Consider the following 17,027-nt stretch of genomic DNA (forward strand, 5'->3'; position numbering starts at 1 on the left):
TCCCAATCCCGTCGCCGACGGTGTACAGAATCAGACAGAAAGAATCAGATACAACTGCATCGGGGCTCAGGTATCGGCACGGCTTCGGCGAAAGTCCACTCCCGGTATACGCTCGGATCGGCGAAATGCCCCGGCACGCTATTCGGGCAGCTCGAAGACGATCCTTCGTCTTGGGCTGGTCGATGGGCGTCGGCGGCCATCGGCCGGATGGCGGCATATCGGCCGAATGCGATGCCGATCCGCGTCGGTTAACCAGTTTTTAATCGAATTTTGGCACGCATGACCGCTGGTTGGGCGCGTGAGCCTTGGCTTGCGCGCCGGATGAGCCGGGCGTGTGCGACGAAGGGGGACGATGGGCCGGCAGGCCGCGATCGTCCCGCGCAGGGTGGGTGGGGTCCGACAGATGGCGGCAGGTGGAACGCTCACGCTCTCGACGGGCGTCACCGACTACGTCTTCAGCAGCACCGAAGTCTGGAGCAGCATCGTCGGGAACGGGACCCGCGGCGCCACCCTCAACACGCAAGGCCAGACGCTCACCGTCACCCAGCTCGATCATCTCACCGGCGGGAACAGCCTCAGCAGGAAGGATGTCGTCACGCTGCTGCCGTCCAACGGCGGGAGCACGATTTCGGTCAGAGCCCTCGAAACACTGTTCGGCAGCAGCGGCCAGGACGTCGTCCAGATCGCCAGCACCGGAACCACGATGGCGGTGGAGGACATCGAGACGATCCTCGGCGCCACGACCGGCACGGCTCTGATCAGCCTGACCAGCACCGCCGGCAATACGATGTCGGTCAGCTATCTCAAGTCGATCATCGGCAATTCCGGCAAGGACGTCATCACCTTCGGCGCGGCCGGCGGGAGCGGGACCACCACGGCGGTCTCCCTGATGGAGACGCTGATCGGCACCGCCGGCTTGGACCTGATCGCGACCATCGCGGGCAGCAACAACACCGTCGGCGTGAGCGGCATCGAGGTCTTCCTCGGCAACGGCAGCGCCGCCGGGAACGACGTCATCGTTCTTGATGGCGGGGGCACGATCGGCGTCGGCTTCGTCGAGACGGTGATCGGCTCCAGCGCCCGGGACGTCGTGACGACCGGCTTCAAGACTGGAACCATCAATCTCACGACGGGTGGAGGCACGATCGCCGTCTCGAGCGTCGAGATGCTCGTCGGCGGGACCGGTTCCAAGACCACCGCCATCCTGCTGGACCACGGCACCACCGTCACGGTGGCGAGCCTCAACACCCTGATCGGCGGCGGCGGCAACGACGTCCTGCAACTGACCAACCTGGATTCGACGACGACGCTGGTCCCGGGCACGGATTCGATCGCGTGGGCCTCCTCCGGCAACACGATGAGGGTCTCGCTGATCGAGACCATCATCGGCACGTCCGGCCAGGACGTGATCCTCGCCTCCTTTCCCGGCGGCGGCACCCTGTCGGTCTCGGCGATCGAAACGCTCGTCGGTTCCAGCGGCACCGACGTCATCCTCCTCGACGGGGGCGGCAATACGGTCGCGGTCGAACGGGTGGAGACCCTTGTCGGCGGCGCCGGCATCGATGCCATCTCCGCGAGCGCGAGCTACGGCATGACCCTGCAGGTCTCGTCGATCGAGACCGTCATCGGCGGCACGGGCGTCGACGTCGTCGCGAGCGTCTCGGCCGGCGGCATGACCATGCAGGTCTCCGCGGTCGAGACCGTCATCGGTGGCACGGGCGTCGACGTCGTCGTCCTGTCCGAGTCCGCCGGGACGATCTTCGTCAGCGACATCGAGACCCTCTATCTCGCCCAGTCCGGCCAGACCCTGGACGTCACCGGCCGAACCGGCGAAGTCGTCTTCCCGTTCTCGGCGACCGGTCCCGCTGCGCCGTCCGCGCCGGCGCTCGCCAGCGCGTCGGATACCGGCCTGCAGGGCGACCTCGTGACCGGCATCGCCGCCCCGACCCTGACCGGCACCGCGGCGGCCGGGAGCGTGATCAACCTCTACGGCACGCCGCCCAACGCAGCCATGGTCCTGGCCCTCGGGACCGGAACGGCCGACTCCGCCGGCCAATGGTCGATCGCCACGGGCACGGTCCTGACCGACGGCGCCTGGACCCTGATCGCGAAGACCATCGCGTCCGGCACGGAGAGCAACGCCTCCGCCGCCCTGTTCCTGACCATCGACACCACGGCGCCGGCCGCCCCGACCCTGGGGCTCGCGCCGGGGTCCGATACCGGCGCATCGACGACCGATAACCTCACGAACCGCGTGCAGCCGACCCTGACGGGCTCGGCGGAGGCGAGCAGCACCGTCACGCTCTATGACGGCGCCCTCGCGATCGGCATGGCGACCGCCGACGGCTCGGGCCTCTGGTCGATCGTTGCGTCGACCCTGGCGACCGGATCCCATACCCTGACGGCGTCCGCGGTCGACGCGGCCGGCAATACCGGCTCGGCCTCGGGACCGCTCACGGTCACGGTCGACACGACGGTGGAGGCTCCGACCCTGGCGCTCGGCCCCACCTCCGACACGGGGATCGCGGGGGACGACCTGACCGCGATCACCACGCCGGTCGTGGTCGGCAGCGCGGAAGCCTTCGCGGTCGTCAGCCTGATCGAGAACGGCGCGTCGCTCGGCAGCGCGACCGCGGACGTCTCGGGCCAGTGGCAGTTCACCCTGGGCACGCTGTCGGAGGGACCGCACACCTTGTCCGCCAGCGCCGTCGACCGCGCGGGCAACACCAGCACCCCATCGGGATCGCTCACCGTCACCATCGACACCACCGCGCCGGCCGGCCCGAGCCTGCGGCTCGCGCCGGGGTCCGATACCGGCGCATCGACGACCGATAACCTCACGAACAGCGTGCAGCCGACCCTGACGGGCTCGGCGGAGGCCAGCAGTACCGTCACGCTCTACGACGGCGCCCTCGCGATCGGCATGGCGACCGCCGACGGTTCGGGCCTCTGGTCGATCGTTGCGTCGACCCTGGCGACCGGCCCCCATACCCTGACGGCGTCCGCGGTCGACGTAGCCGGCAATACCGGCTCGGCCTCGGGACCGCTCACGGTCACGGTCGACACGACGGTGGCGGCTCCGACCCTCGCGCTCGGCCCCGCCTCCGACACCGGGATCGTCGGCGACGGCCTGACCGCGCTCACCACGCCGGTCGTGATCGGCAGCGCGGAAGCCTTCGCGGTCGTCAGCCTGATCGAGAACGGCGCGTCGCTCGGCAGCGCGACCGCGGACGCCGCGGGCCAGTGGCAGCTCACCCTGGGCACCCTGTCGGAGGGACCGCACACCTTGTCCGCCAGCGCCGTCGATCGCGCGGGCAACACCAGCACCCCGTCGGGATCGCTCACCGTCACCATCGACACGACGCCGCCGGCCGGCCCGAGCCTGCGGCTCGCGCCGGGGTCCGATACCGGCGCATCGACGACCGATAACCTCACGAACCGCGTGCAGCCGACCCTGACGGGCTCGGCGGAGGCCAGCAGCACCGTCACGCTCTACGACGGCGCCCTCGCGATCGGCATGGCAACCGCCGACGGTTCGGGCCTCTGGTCGATCGTTGCGTCGACCCTGGCGACCGGCGCCCATACCTTGACGGCGTCCGCGGTCGACGTGGCCGGCAATACCGGCTCGGCCTCGGGACCGCTCACGGTCACGGTCGACACGACGGTGGCGGCTCCGACCCTGGCGCTCGGCCCCACCTCCGACACGGGGATCGTGGGCGACGACCTGACCGCCGTCACCACGCCGGTCGTGATCGGCAGCGCGGAAGCCTTCGCGGTCGTCGGCCTGATCGAGAACGGCGCGTCGCTCGGCAGCGCGACCGCGGACGCCGCGGGCCAGTGGCAGCTCGCCCTGGGCACCCTGTCGGAGGGACCGCACACCCTGTCCGCCAGCGCCGTCGATCGCGCGGGCAACACCAGCACCCCGTCGGGATCGCTCACCGTCACCATCGACACCACGCCGCCGGCCGCCCCCTCCGCGCCGGCGCTGGCCCCGACCTCCGATACCGGCCTTTCGAACGGCGACCGGCTCACCCGCATCGCTGCGCCGACCTTCACGGGCAGCGCGGAGGCCGGCAGCGTGATCGACCTCCTGGTCGGCGGCTCCACGGTGGGGACCGGCACCGCCAGTGGGGCGGGCCTGTGGACGATCACGTCGAGCACGCTCGGCGAGGGCGCGCAAACCGTCCTGGCACGGGCCCGCGACGCGGCCGGCAACACCCGCGACGGCGGCGACGTCACCGTGACCATCGACGTGACCGGCCCGCTGGCACCCACGGGCATCGGCCTGACGGCGGCTACCGACAGCGGAATTCAGGGCGACGCGGTGACGAATGCCGCGGCGCCGACCCTCACGGGCAGCGCCGAGGCGGGCAGCACCGTCCGGCTCTACGAGGGCGCCGCCGCCCTCGCTACGACCATCACCAACGGACAGGGGGTCTGGGAGATCGCGGCGGGCGGCCTCGGCGAGGGCCGCCATACCCTGACGGCGCAGGCCGAGGACGCGGCGGGCAATGCCGGCTCGGCCTCGGCCGGGTTCGTCGTCACGATCGACCGGAGCGTCGCCGCACCCACGGGGCTCGCCCTCACGGCCGGGTCGGATACCGGCGATGCAGGGGACGGACTCACCCGCCTGACGGCCCCCGCCATAAGCGGCATTGCCGAGGCGGACGGGCTGATCCGGCTCTACGAGGGACAGACTCTCCTGGGCACCGGCACGGCCGACGGACAGGGTGCCTGGACGGTGACCAGTTCCGCCCTCGTCGATGGCAGCCACAGCCTGACGGCGGTCGCCGTCGACGCGGCCGGCAACACGAGCGCGGCCTCCGCGCCGCTCGCCATCACCCTCGACCTCGTGGCCCCGGCCGCCCCCTCCGGCCTCGCCCTCGCCGGCGGCTACGACAGCGGCACGGCCGGTGACGGCGTGACCAACAGGACCGCGCCGGTCATCACCGGCAGCGCCGAGGTCGGCAGCGCGATCGCGCTCTACGACGGCAATGCCCTGATCGGCACCGGTACGGCCGACGCGGTCAGCGGAATCTGGTCGGTGCAGGCGGCCAGCGCGCTGATCGAGGGCCCGCACACCCTGACGGCGATCGCCGGCGACCGAGCCGGCAATGCCGGCGCAGCCTCGGCCGGCTTCACGGTCACGATCGACACCACCGCCCCGGCCATCGGCACGCTCATCGCCGATGCCGACGGCGTGGCGCCGACCGTCTCCGGGACCGCGGAGGCCGGGAGCGTCGTCACCCTCTACGACAGCCCCTCGAACGGAGCCGTGCTCGGCACGGCGACCGCGGGCTCGGCCGGTGCATGGAGCATCAAGACACCCGACCTCGCACCGGCCACCTACACCCTGGCGGCCCAGGCGACGGACGCCGCCGGCAATGTCGGCACCGCACAACTCACGCTGACCCTGGCGGGACGTCAGGGCACGCCGGGCGGGCTCGCCCTGGCATCCGGCAGCGACAGCGCCGACCCGAACGACCGCATCACCCGGGTCGCCGCACCGACCGTCACCGGGACGGCCGGTGCCGGCGTCGTGGTCACGCTCTACGACAACGGCACGACGAATGCGGTCGGCACCACGACGGCCGGCACCGCCGGCGCATGGGCGATCACCGCGACCGCGCTCGGCGACGGCACCCACGTTCTGCGCGCCATGGGCCAGGACGGCACCGCGGCGCTCGGCCTCTCGACGCCGCTGACGATCACCATCGACACCACGGCACCCGAGGCAGGCGGGCTCGCGCTGGAGGCGGCCTCGGATACGGGCGCCTCGTCGACCGACCGCCTCACACGAATCACGAACCCGGTCGTCACCGGGACCGCGGAGGCCGGCAGCCTCATCACCCTCTACGACAGCGACCGTACCACCGTGGTCGGCCGGGCGACCAGCGCGGCGAACGGCGCGTGGTCCGCCACCACGACCCTCGGTGCAGGCGTGCACACGCTGACGGCACAGGCGGTCGACGTCGCCGGCAATACCGGGAGCGTCGGCGCAGGGTTCGTCCTCACCGTCGACACGGCCGCGGCGGCGCCCGCGATCCTGGCCCTCGCCGACGACCTCGGGACCGGCGGCAGCCATCTCACGCACCAGGTCGCCCCCACGGTGACCGGCACGGCCGAGGCCGGCAGCAACGTCGCCCTCTACGCCGGCGGCCGGCTCGTCGGCACGGGAAATGCCGATCCCGCCTCCGGCGCCTGGACGGTCGGTGCCGCGGCGCTCGGCGACGGCACGCACACCCTGACCGCGCAGGTCGTGGACCGTGCCGGCAATACCAGCGTCGCCTCGGCGGGCTTCGTCCTCTCGATCGACAGTACGGCGCCCGGTGCCCCCGGCACCCCGGCCTTCTCGGCCGATACCGGCACGCCGGGCGACGGCGTGACGCGCGAGCGGATCCAGACCATCACCGGTACGGCGGAGGCCGGCAGCCTCGTCACCCTCTACGACAACGGGACTGCGCTCGCGGGCGTGACCGCGGACGCGACGAGCGGCGCCTGGAGCATCGCGAACGTCACCCTCGCGGCAGGTCTTCACACCCTGACGGCGCGGGCGGCCGACGCGGCGGGCAATACCGGGGCATCGTCGGCGGCGCTCGCCCTCACGATCGACCTCGTATCGGATACCCCCTCCGGCCTCGCCCTCTCGGCGGCGAGCGATACCGGTCTGTCGGCGAGCGATCGCGTGACCCGCGCCTCGGCGCTCATCCTCACCGGATCGGCGGAAGCGGCCAGCAACGTTACCCTCTATGACGGAGGCACCGCAAACCCGGTCGGCACGGTGGAGGCCGACGGCACCGGGGCCTGGAGCCTGACCCTCCCGGGGGCCGTCGAGGGCGGGCACACCTTCACGGCGACGGCGATCGACCCGGCCGGCAACACCTCCGCGGCATCGGCGGCGCTCACCGTGACAGTGGATCGTACGATCGCCGCGCCGCTCGCCCCTGCGCTGGACGCCGGCTCCGATACCGGCGCGAGCGCGACCGACCACGTCACCCGCCTTCTCGCACCGACCCTGACCGGAACCGTGGAAGCGGGCGCGCAGGTCTGGCTCTACGAGGGCAATGCCCTCATCGGCGCGACGACGGCCGATCCCACGGGGATCTGGCGGATCAGCCAGGGTCTGGCGGAGGGCACCCACATCCTTTCGACCCGGGTGTTCGACGCGGCCGGCAACAGCGCGGCTTCCTCCGGCAGCCTCACCGTCACGATCGACGCCACGGCACCGGGCATTCCCTCCACCCCCGTCCTGGCGGCAATCTCGGATACGGGCGCCTCGTCGAGCGATGGCGTCACCCGGGCCACGACGCCGATCCTGAGCGGATTGGCCGAGCCGGGCAGTACCGTGCTGCTCCTCGAGGGTGCGTCACTCGTCGGCACGGTCGTGGCAGACACGTTCGGCGCCTGGACGCTCGCCACGGGTTCGCTTGCGGATGGGACCCACACGCTGACTGCGCGATCGGTGGACCTCGCCGGCAACCCGTCCTCGGCCTCGACCGCCCTGACGGTGACGGTCGACACGGCCAACCCGGATGCCCCGGTCATCACCAGTGCGGCGCTCACCAAGAGCGCTGCCCCGGCCGTGACCGGCACGGCGGAGGCCGGCTCGACGGTGACCGTCACGGTGGGTGGAGCAACCTACGCCACGACCGCGACGGGCGGAGCCTGGTCGCTCGACCTCGCCACCGCCACGCCGGTCACCGGCACGCTCAGGCTCGACACGAACGGTCGCAACGCGATCTCGGTGACCGCCAAGGATGCGGCGGGCAACGTCTCCGCGGCCGCAACGCAGTCCCTGGTCATCGATACCGCCGCTCCAGGTGCGCCCGCCGTCACATCGTCGGCGCTCACCAACAGCGCGACCCCGACCCTCACCGGCACGGCGGAGGCCGGATCGACGGTGACCGTCACGGTGGGTGGTGCAACCTACGCCACGACCGCGACGGGCGGAGCCTGGTCGCTCGACCTCGCCACCGCCACGCCGGTCACCGGCACGCTCGCTCTCGACCTCAACGGCCGCAACGCGATCGCGGTGACCGCCAAGGATGCGGCGGGCAACGTCTCCGCGGCCGCAACGCAATCCCTGGTCATCGATACCGCCGCTCCAGGTGCGCCCGCCGTCACATCGTCGGCGCTCACAAACAGCATCACCCCGACCCTCACCGGCACGGCGGAGGCCGGATCGACGGTGAAAGTCACGGTGGGCGGGGCGACCTACGCCACGACCGCGACGGGCGGAGCCTGGTCGCTCGACCTCGCCACCGCCACGCCGGTCACCGGCACGCTCGCTCTCGACCTCAACGGCCGCAACGCGATCGCGGTGACCGCCAAGGATGCGGCGGGCAACGTCTCCGCGGCCGCAACGCAATCCCTGGTCATCGATACCGCCGCTCCAGGTGCGCCCGCCGTCACATCGTCGGCGCTCACCAACAGCGCGACCCCGACCCTCACCGGTACGGCGGAGGCCGGATCGACGGTGACCGTCACGGTGGGCGGGGCGACCTACGCCACGACCGCGACGGGCGGAGCCTGGTCGCTCGACCTCGCCACCGCCACGCCGATGGCCGGCACGCTCGCTCTCGACCTCAACGGCCGCAACGCGATCTCGGTGACCGCCAAGGATGCGTCGGGCAACGTCTCCGCGGCCGCAACGCAATCCCTGGTCATCGATACCGCCGCTCCAGGTGCGCCCGCCGTCACATCGTCGGCGCTCACCAACAGCGCGACCCCGACCCTCACCGGCACGGCGGAGGCCGGCTCGACGGTGACCGTCACGGTGGGCGGGGCGACCTACGCCACGACCGCGACGGGCGGAGCCTGGTCGCTCGACCTCGCCACCGCCACGCCGGCGACCGGCACGCTCGCTCTCGACCTCAACGGCCGCAACGCGATCGCGGTGACCGCCAAGGATGCGGCGGGTAACGTCTCCACGGTCGGGACGCAGTCGCTGGTCATCGACACCACAGCCCCCTCCGCCACCGTCCGGTTCGAGGATGCCGACATCGGCGCCGGCGAGCAGACCGACGCCGCCTTCCTCCTCACCAGCCTCGATGCCGGCGACAGCTTCACCTGGACCATCACCTCGGCGGGCGGCGGCCAGATCTCCGGGAGTGGCACCACCACCACCGGCACCACCCGCGTCGGCGGCCTCGACCTGTCCGGCCTCGCCGACGGCGCCCTCACGCTCACCCTCGGCCTCACGGACCCGGCCGGCAACGCCGCCGGGCCCGTCACCGCGGCGGCCCGGAAGGCGACCGCGACCGACCCGGTCACCCCGCCGAAGCAGACCATCGACGGCGCCACCGTTGACACCGGCGTCACCGTCGCATCCGACGGCAGCCGCATCGAAACGGTCACCATCGCGGCGACCGATGCCGGCCGCGTCGAGGACGGCACCACCGCCAATCCCGATCTGGCCGACGTGCCGGTGGTGCGCGAGACCCTCGTCGACCCGCAGACCGGACAGCCCACCAGTCTCACCAGCCTGACCGTCAGCGTCCCCACCGGCGTCGGCGTCGCGGCCACCGGCAATACCAGTCGACTGACCCCCGACCAGGCGCTGACCGGCCTGACCGGCCTGATCGCCGCCATCAAGGCCCGCACCGAACCGGGCAGCACCTCGCAGACCGACCTGACCGGCGGCGGCTCCGGCTTCCTCGGCGGGCTGCCCAACCAGGCACAGCTCCTCGTCCGCACCATCGACATCACGGCACCGGGCGTCACCCCCGGCCAGCCGGTGCAGATGCGGGTCAACGGCAACACCCTGGGCGGCACCGGCACCGCCAGCACGACCCCGACCGCACTGGTCTTCGACACCACGGCGGTGGCCGGCCCGGTCACCATCCGCCTCGACAACGTGGAGTTCGCCGCGGTGGTCGGCAACGCCACCATGGTGGGCGGCGACGGCCGGCAGGTCGTCTACGGCGACACCAACCAGCAATACCTGTATCTCGGCGCCGACGACGACATCCTGCATGGCGGCGGCGGCAACGACACCGTGGCCAGCGCCGCGGGCAACGACACGCTCTACGGCGACGAGGGCGAGGATCTCGTGGCCGGCGGCGAGGGCGACGACTGGCTGCGCGGCGGGACCGGCCGCGACACGTTGTTCGGCGAGACCGGGAACGACGTGCTGTTCGGCGAGGACGACGACGACTTCATCGGGGCCGGTGCGGGTAACGACTTCGCGTCGGGCGGCTCCGGCAACGACGAGGTGCACGGCGAGGACGGCAACGACGTGCTGTTCGGCGACGAAGGCCGCGATGGGGTCTATGGCGGGGCCGGCGACGACCTGGCCTATGGCGGCACGGGCGACGACTTCATGCAGGGCGGGACCGGCCGCGACACGCTGTTCGGCGAGACCGGCAACGACGTGGTGTTCGGCGAGGACGACGACGACTTCATCGGGGCCGGTGCGGGTAACGACTTCGCATCGGGCGGCTCCGGCAACGACGAGGTACACGGCGAGGACGGCAACGACGTGCTGTTCGGCGACGAAGGCCGCGATGGGGTCTATGGCGGGGCCGGCGACGACTGGGCTTACGGCGGGACCGGCAACGACGTCGTGCTGGGCGGTGAGGGCCGGGACGTGGTGTTCGGCCAGGACGGCGACGACCTGGTGCGGGGCGAGGCGGGCGACGACTTCGTGTCGGGCGGCTACGGTCGTGACGTGGTGGAGGGTGGGTCGGGCAACGACCTGGTCTACGGCGACGATGACGACGACGTGGTGCTGGGCGGTGAGGGCGACGACGCGGTGTTCGGCGGGACCGGCAACGACCTGGTACTGGGCGAGGCGGGCAACGACCGGGTCGCGGGCGAGCAAGGCAACGACACGCTGCTGGGCGGTGCAGGAGGGGATGGCCTGAGCGGTGGCGAGGGCGACGACGTGCTGTTCGGTGGCGATGGGGCCGACCTTCTGTTCGGCAATATCGGCAGCGATACGCTGGAGGGCGGGCTCGGCTCGGACGTGTTCGGGTTTGGCCGCTGGGACGGTTCCGACCTGATCCGGGACTTCGTGGTTGCAGGTCCGGAGGCGGACGTGATCGCGTTCAACGGCGGCGTCGTGGGGTCATTCGAGGCGCTGCAGGGGGCATTGACCCAAGTGGGCTCCGACACGGTGCTCAGGTACGGGGCGGGCGACGTGCTCACGCTGCAGAACGTGCAGGCCTCCAGCCTCAGCGCGGCGAACTTCATCTTCGGCTGAGGACCGAAAGCGCCCGGGCCGTCTCGCGATCGCGCGGCGGCCCGGACGCCCGTGTTCGAGGCTCGTGGTGCCCACCAGAGCTGTCGCCGATCCCGCGGCCGATGACGCGGTTTCTTGTACCTGATGTGTGGCCGCAAGCTGCTACGGCAGGGGCATCCGGCGCTCTCACGGTTTCCCGGTCCGGCGCCCACCGCCACAACGCCGAGGGGCTGGCAGGGCTGAGCGACCGCACGGCGCCGGGCCGCGCTCGCCAAGCTGACCCTTGAGCGGAGGCAAGCTCTGGTCGCCCTGGTCGAGGCGGGACCGGACGTCGACAAGGATGGCGTGGTGCGCTGGCGCCGGGTCGACCTGCAGGCGCGCAGCGAGGAGCTGTTCGGGGTCGAGATGCACGAGCGCACGGTCGGCAAGCACCTGGCCGAACTCGGCTTCGTGCGGCTCTCGGTGCGCCCGCATCATCCCAAGGCCAGCGACGAGACCCGGGAGGCTTCCAAAAATAGCTTCGCCGCGCGCGTGGCGGAGATCTTGCCCGAGCCCGCCCGCTCGAGATCTGGTTCCAGGACGAGGCGCGCGTCGGCCAGCAGGGCACTCTGACGCGGGTCTGGGCGTGCAAGGGGACGCGCCCGCGGGCGCCACGCGACCAACGCGGCAAGTGGACGTATCTGTTCGGGCGGCCTGCCCGGCGCGCGGCACTAGAGCCGCCTTGGTGCTGCCGACGGTCAACACCACGATGATGTCGCTGCTGATTCCGTTCTCGAATTTTCGCCAAGCCTCTGGCTTGAAATCGAAGATTCGAGGTGGATCAATGGCCCGATGCGTCAGAATCTTGGGCCATTGGTATCATACGAAATCCGGAAGATCACTTCCGGATTTCGTATCATCAGCCCGCGCGGCGCCTGAGCGAAGCCGCTTTCCGCATCGCGAAGCGATCAATCGGAAAGCGTATCAGTGGCTGGAAAGCGGAATAAGCCCTCGCAGCGCACTCGCATGCACGGGGGATTATCCGCGGATCGCCGAGATCAGCGCTCCAACCCCGACGATCTGGATCATCCAATTCATGGTGTAGGCTAGAGTCTGCAAGCTCATGTCGGTTCTGACCTTTGCCAGAGTTCGTGCCGGGAAGTGTCTCGCCCCATCCGGGCCTTCAACGTGCCGAACGGAGGCTCCACGATCCGGCGACGGATCATCATCGCGTCCCGAATCCGGTCGAGCCGCTCCTGCATCGCATCGAGCACGCCCTCGTACATCCAGCGCTCGACCCGTCTCGTCCTCGTAGGCGTGCGGCGAGGTTCGAGCGCACAACCCGCGCAGGCGGCCGGGCGCCGGTCGTGGTTCATGGCGTCATCCTCGGCCCGGCGGTCGGACCGGGCCGCCCCCTTGGTCAGGTGCTGGCCGGCGGGGCAGGTACGGCGTAGGCGACGATCCCGGTCGGGGTAGAGCTTCGCCTCACCCCTCCCCTCAACCTCGGCCGCACCGATCGGGCGCGCGTCACGGGCATCATCGTCCGCCGAGGCGAGATCGGCGACGACATCTTTGAAGAGCGGCAGCCGCGCAACGCACCGGGCGTAGAGTGGTCGGTGGACGGCGCGACGCGGCCGACGCCCCTACCGGCCGACGCCGGAACCGTCGACGCGCTCGCGCTCCATGAGGTCCGCCTCGCGCCGCAGCGCTTCGGCCAGTTCCGTCTCCCGCGCTTGCACGCGGGTGGACAGCGCCGCGATGCTGAGCGCCGCCACCGGCCGGCCGGAGGCGTCCCTCACCTGCACGCCGATGGCACCCATCGTCTCGATCACACGGTCCAGGAGCATGACGTAACCGCGTGCCCGCGAGGCCTGGACGGCGTCCCTGATCTCCGGAACCCCAAGACGCGGATAAGGCCCGAGGCGCTCGGCGACGATGCCGAGGATCGCCTCGATCTCGCGGTCGGGCAGCCAAGCGAGGAGCGCCATCGATCCTGCCCCCACCCCGAGGGGGCGGCGGCTGCCGATGTCGAGGTAGTTGGCCCGGATCGGGTAGGAGCCGACCTCGCGGTCGATGCACACCGCCTCGACGCCGCTGCGCACCGAGAGCAGCACGGTGTCGCCCGACATTTCGGCCAGGCGCATCAGGCTCGGCCGGGCGAGGGTCCGCAGGTCGTCGGACCGCCCGCTGCTCGCCGCGAGCGCGGTCAGTTCGGGACCGGGGCGCCAGCGCCGCCCGTCGGACGCCCGGGCGGCAAAGCCCTCCTGAGCGAGCGTGTCGAGGATTCGCAGGGCCGTGACCTTGTTGAGCCCGGTCTCGGCGGTGATCTCGCTGAGCCGCCGCGGCGTCGCGGCGGCGAGCGCGCGCATCACCGCGCAGACCTTCTGCACGGCATTGGGCTCGCCGGGCGCGGAGGGTTTGCCCGGGGGCTCGTCGGGCATGCGACCGCTCACGCCGCCTCGGTCCCGCCGAGATAGATCCGGCGCAGGAGGGCGCTGTCCTGCAGCGCGTCGGCGCTCCCCTCCCCGGCGATGGCCCCGGCATCGAGGAGATAGCCGTGGCCGGCATGGCGCAGGGCCTTCTCGACGAGCTGCTCCACGAGGAGGATGGCCGTCCCGGCGCGGGCGAGGCGGGCCGCCACGTCGAGGATGCGGTCGACCACGATCGGGGCGAGCCCCCCGGAGGGCTCGTCGAGGATCAGGAGGCGCGGACCGGCGATCAGGCCCTGCGCGACCGCCAGGATCTGCTGCTGGCCGCCGCTCAGGCGCGACGCCTGCTGGTGGCGGCGCTCGGCCAGTTCGGGAAAGTCGGCGTAGATGCGTTCAAGGGTTTCCCGCGAGGCGCCCTCCCGCCTCGCATAGGTTCCGACGCGCAGGTTGTCCTCGACGCTGAGCGTCGTGAAGACCCGGTGGCCTTCGAGCACCTGGACCAGGCCGGCCCGCACGATGTCGCCCGGACTCGCCCGGGTGATGTCGGCGCCCGCGAAGCGCACGCGGCCGCGCTGCTTGGGGATCAGGCCCGAGAGGGCGTGCAGGATCGTGCTCTTGCCCGCGCCGTTGCGCCCGAGCACGACCACGAACTCGCCCTCGTGCACGGCGAGGCTCACCCCGTGCACGACATGCGCCTTGCCGTAGGCGACGTGGAGATCCTCGACCTCCAGGAGGACCGCACCGGCACGGGACATCGTCAGGCTCCCAGGTAGACGCGGACCACCTCGGCGTCGCGGCGGACCTCGTCGGGGCGACCGTGCTTGATCAGGCGGCCGCGGTCCAGGGCGGTGACGCGGTCGCAGACGCGGAACACGAAGTCGGTGTGATGCTCGACGACGAGGATGCCGACGCCGCTCTCCCGGATCGCCCCGAGGATGGCGGCGAGATGGCCGATCTCGGCGCCGGTGAGGCCGCCGGCCGGCTCGTCGAGGAGGAGGAAGCGCGGGCGCAGCGCCAGCGCCCGGGCGATCTCCAGGAAGCGCTGCTCGGCGTGCTCCAGAAGGCTCGCGCGCCGGTCGATCGTGTGGCCGAGCCCGATCCCGTGGACGAGATCCGCGGCGTGGGCGCGGATCGCGCGCTCCTCGCGCCGCGCCGCCGGCCAGGCGAGGGCCGCCGCGAGGAAGCCCGCGCGCACCTCGCGCCAGGCGCCGAGCATCGCGTTGTCGAGCACGCTGAGGGAGGGAAGCAGCCGCGGCTTCTGGAAGGTGCGGGCGATGCCGAGCCGCGGCCGGCTCTGGACCGAGCGCCGGGCTAGCGAGGTGCCGTCGAGCTGCACGTCCCCGCCATCCGGGCGGTAATAGCCGGACAGCAGGTTGAGGAGCGTGGTCTTGCCCGAGCCGTTGGGGCCGATCAGCCCGTGAATCTCCCCCGGGCGGAGGTCGAGGGTGACGCCATCGAGAGCGGTGACGCCGCCGAAGCGCTTGGTGATCGCACGCGCGACGAGGGCGTCGGTGGCGTGCGCGCTCATGGCAGGGACTCCCGGGCCAGCGGCGCCGGCGCCGGCGCGTCCGGCTCGCGGGGCGTGGCGCCCAGCGCGCGGCGCAGGCGGGCGAGGTCGGGCCGGACCTCGTGGCTGCCATGGGTCGCGGGCCGCAGGCGGCTCGCGAGCGTGGCGACGAGGCGGCCGATGCCGTCGGGCACCAGCAGCACCACGACCAGGAGGGCGAGGCCGTAGAAGAAGTTGCCGAGCCGGGCCAGCGGCGCCACCATCTCGGGCAGCGCGGTCAGCATGGCGGTGCCGATCAGCGGGCCCAGGATGCTGCCGCGCCCGCCGATGATGATGCAGACGAAGAAGAACAGGCCGATGTCGAACACGAACGTGTCCGGCGTGATGTAGGTCTGGAGCGCGGCAAACAGCGCGCCCGCGACCCCGGCGGTGACCCCGGAGAACACGAACACCGTGAGCTTGGCCCGGAACAGGTTGACGCCGACCGAGGCCGCCGCGACCTCGCTGTCGCGCACCGCGATCAGCGCGCGCCCCCACATCGACCGCGCCACGCTCCAGGTCATGGCGGTGACGGCGGCACCGAGAGCGAGGATGAGGGCATACCGGCCCCGCGGGCTGTCGAAGGGCGCCGGGAAGCCCGGCACCGACAGGCCGGTGCCCCCTCCCGTGAGGCCGCCCCAGGCGAGGGACAACTCGCCGACGATCAGCGCGAAGGCCATCGTCACCATGGCGAAGTAGAAGCCCGGCAACCGCAGGGACGGCAGCCCGAGGAGAAGGCCGCCGAGGCCCCCGAGCGCGCCGCAGAGCGGCAGGGCCAGGAACGGGTCGAGGCCGACCGTGCCGGCGAGGATGGCAAAGCCGTAGGCGCCGACGGCGAGGAGCCCGACATGCCCGATCGAGAGCTGGCCGGCAAAGCCCACCACGAGGTTGAGGCCCGCGACCAGGACCCAGTAGGCGCCGATCAGGGAGGCGAGGTGAACCTGGTAGAGGTCGCCCGACCAGGCCGGCAGGGAGGCGAGTGCGAGGACGGCGAGGAGCGTCAGGCCGATGCGGAGGCTGGGGTGGGACATCAGACCGGCCTCACCCGCTTGTTGCCGAGAAGCCCCTCGGGCCGCAGCAGCAGGACCAGCATCAGCAGCCCGACCGCGATCGTCTGCTGGTACTCGCCGCCGAACCAGTAGGTCGCGAAGGCCGAGAGCAGCCCGAGGCCGGCCCCGCCGATCAGCGCCCCGAGGTTGCTGCCGAGCCCGCCCACCGCGAGCGCGATGAAGCCGTTGAGGGTCAGCGAGAGGCCGAGCGCGAAATACGCGAAGGTGAGCTGGCCGGCCGCGAAGCCGGCGAGCCCGCCGAGCCCGCCGGCCAGCAGGTAGGAGGTCAGGCGCACCCGGTCGGTCGGGATGCCGCGGGCGCGGGCCGCGAACGCGTCCTCGGAGGTGGCCTGGAACAGCTTGCCCCACAGGGTCAGGCGCGTGAAGGCTTCGAGCCCGGCCGTCATGGCGAGGACCGCGACCACCGGCAGCCAGTATTTCTGGTCGAGGAGCCCGGCGGAGAAGTCCTGCGGGATCACCCGCGGGAAGGGACGCGGCTCGGTGCCCCACCAGAGCCCGATCGCCTGCTGCAGCATGGTGGCGAGCGCCAGGGTGGAGAGGAGCCAGAGGTGCTCGTCGGAGCGGGCGAGAACCCGGCGCACGCCGACGATCTCGGTGACGGCGCCGGCCGCCGCCCCGGCCAGCACGGCACCCGCGAGACCGAGCGCCGTGGGCAGCCCGAGGCCGGCGATGAGCCAGGCGCCGACCACCCCGCCCAGCATGCAGAGGTGCCCGGTCGTGACGCTCAGCACGCGCGAGGTCGAGTACATCACGTTGTAGGCGAGCGCCGTCGCCGCGTAGACGGCGCCGATGGCGAGGCCCGAGACGATCACGGCCATGGG

General features: G+C 71.9%; 6 protein-coding genes and 2 pseudogenes. 2 read left to right on the plus strand and 6 right to left on the minus strand.

Annotated features, from left to right (window positions below; all coding sequences use genetic code 11):
* Positions 1 to 403: 403 nt before the first annotated feature.
* Both AC3AOF_RS31555 and AC3AOF_RS31560 read left to right on the plus strand, forming a co-directional pair.
* Positions 404 to 11,203, plus strand: coding sequence for a beta strand repeat-containing protein (locus AC3AOF_RS31555; RefSeq protein ID WP_488349427.1), 10,800 nt, complete (start codon positions 404 to 406; stop codon positions 11,201 to 11,203).
* 176 nt (positions 11,204 to 11,379) lie between these two features.
* Positions 11,380 to 11,942, plus strand: a pseudogene (locus AC3AOF_RS31560) (IS630 family transposase); the annotation flags it as partial.
* Positions 11,943 to 12,199: 257 nt separating this feature from the next.
* On the opposite strand, the pseudogene AC3AOF_RS31565 reads toward AC3AOF_RS31560, so the two are convergent.
* From AC3AOF_RS31565 to AC3AOF_RS31590, 6 genes and pseudogenes are all read right to left on the minus strand, one after another.
* Positions 12,200 to 12,606: pseudogene (locus AC3AOF_RS31565) on the minus strand (transposase); the annotation flags it as partial.
* A 198-nt stretch (positions 12,607 to 12,804) separates the two neighbouring features.
* Positions 12,805 to 13,602, minus strand: coding sequence for an IclR family transcriptional regulator (locus tag AC3AOF_RS31570; RefSeq protein WP_488349428.1), 798 nt, complete (start codon positions 13,600 to 13,602; stop codon positions 12,805 to 12,807).
* 8 nt (positions 13,603 to 13,610) lie between these two features.
* Entirely contained in the window at positions 13,611 to 14,345 is a 735-nt protein-coding gene (locus tag AC3AOF_RS31575) for an ABC transporter ATP-binding protein (protein WP_488349429.1), read from the minus strand.
* A 2-nt stretch (positions 14,346 to 14,347) separates the two neighbouring features.
* Positions 14,348 to 15,118: an ABC transporter ATP-binding protein gene (locus tag AC3AOF_RS31580; protein ID WP_488349430.1), complete on the minus strand. Its 771-nt coding sequence runs from the start codon at positions 15,116 to 15,118 to the stop codon at positions 14,348 to 14,350.
* Positions 15,115 to 16,167 (minus strand): branched-chain amino acid ABC transporter permease, encoded by a 1,053-nt coding sequence (locus AC3AOF_RS31585; protein ID WP_488349431.1) that lies wholly within the window; start codon positions 16,165 to 16,167, stop codon positions 15,115 to 15,117. The genes AC3AOF_RS31580 and AC3AOF_RS31585 overlap by 4 nt, the downstream gene beginning before the upstream one ends.
* Entirely contained in the window at positions 16,167 to 17,024 is an 858-nt protein-coding gene (locus AC3AOF_RS31590; RefSeq protein WP_488349432.1) for a branched-chain amino acid ABC transporter permease, read from the minus strand. The genes AC3AOF_RS31585 and AC3AOF_RS31590 overlap by 1 nt, the downstream gene beginning before the upstream one ends.
* Positions 17,025 to 17,027 lie beyond the last annotated feature (3 nt).

This window comes from Methylobacterium sp. 142-1Y, assembly GCF_057747795.1.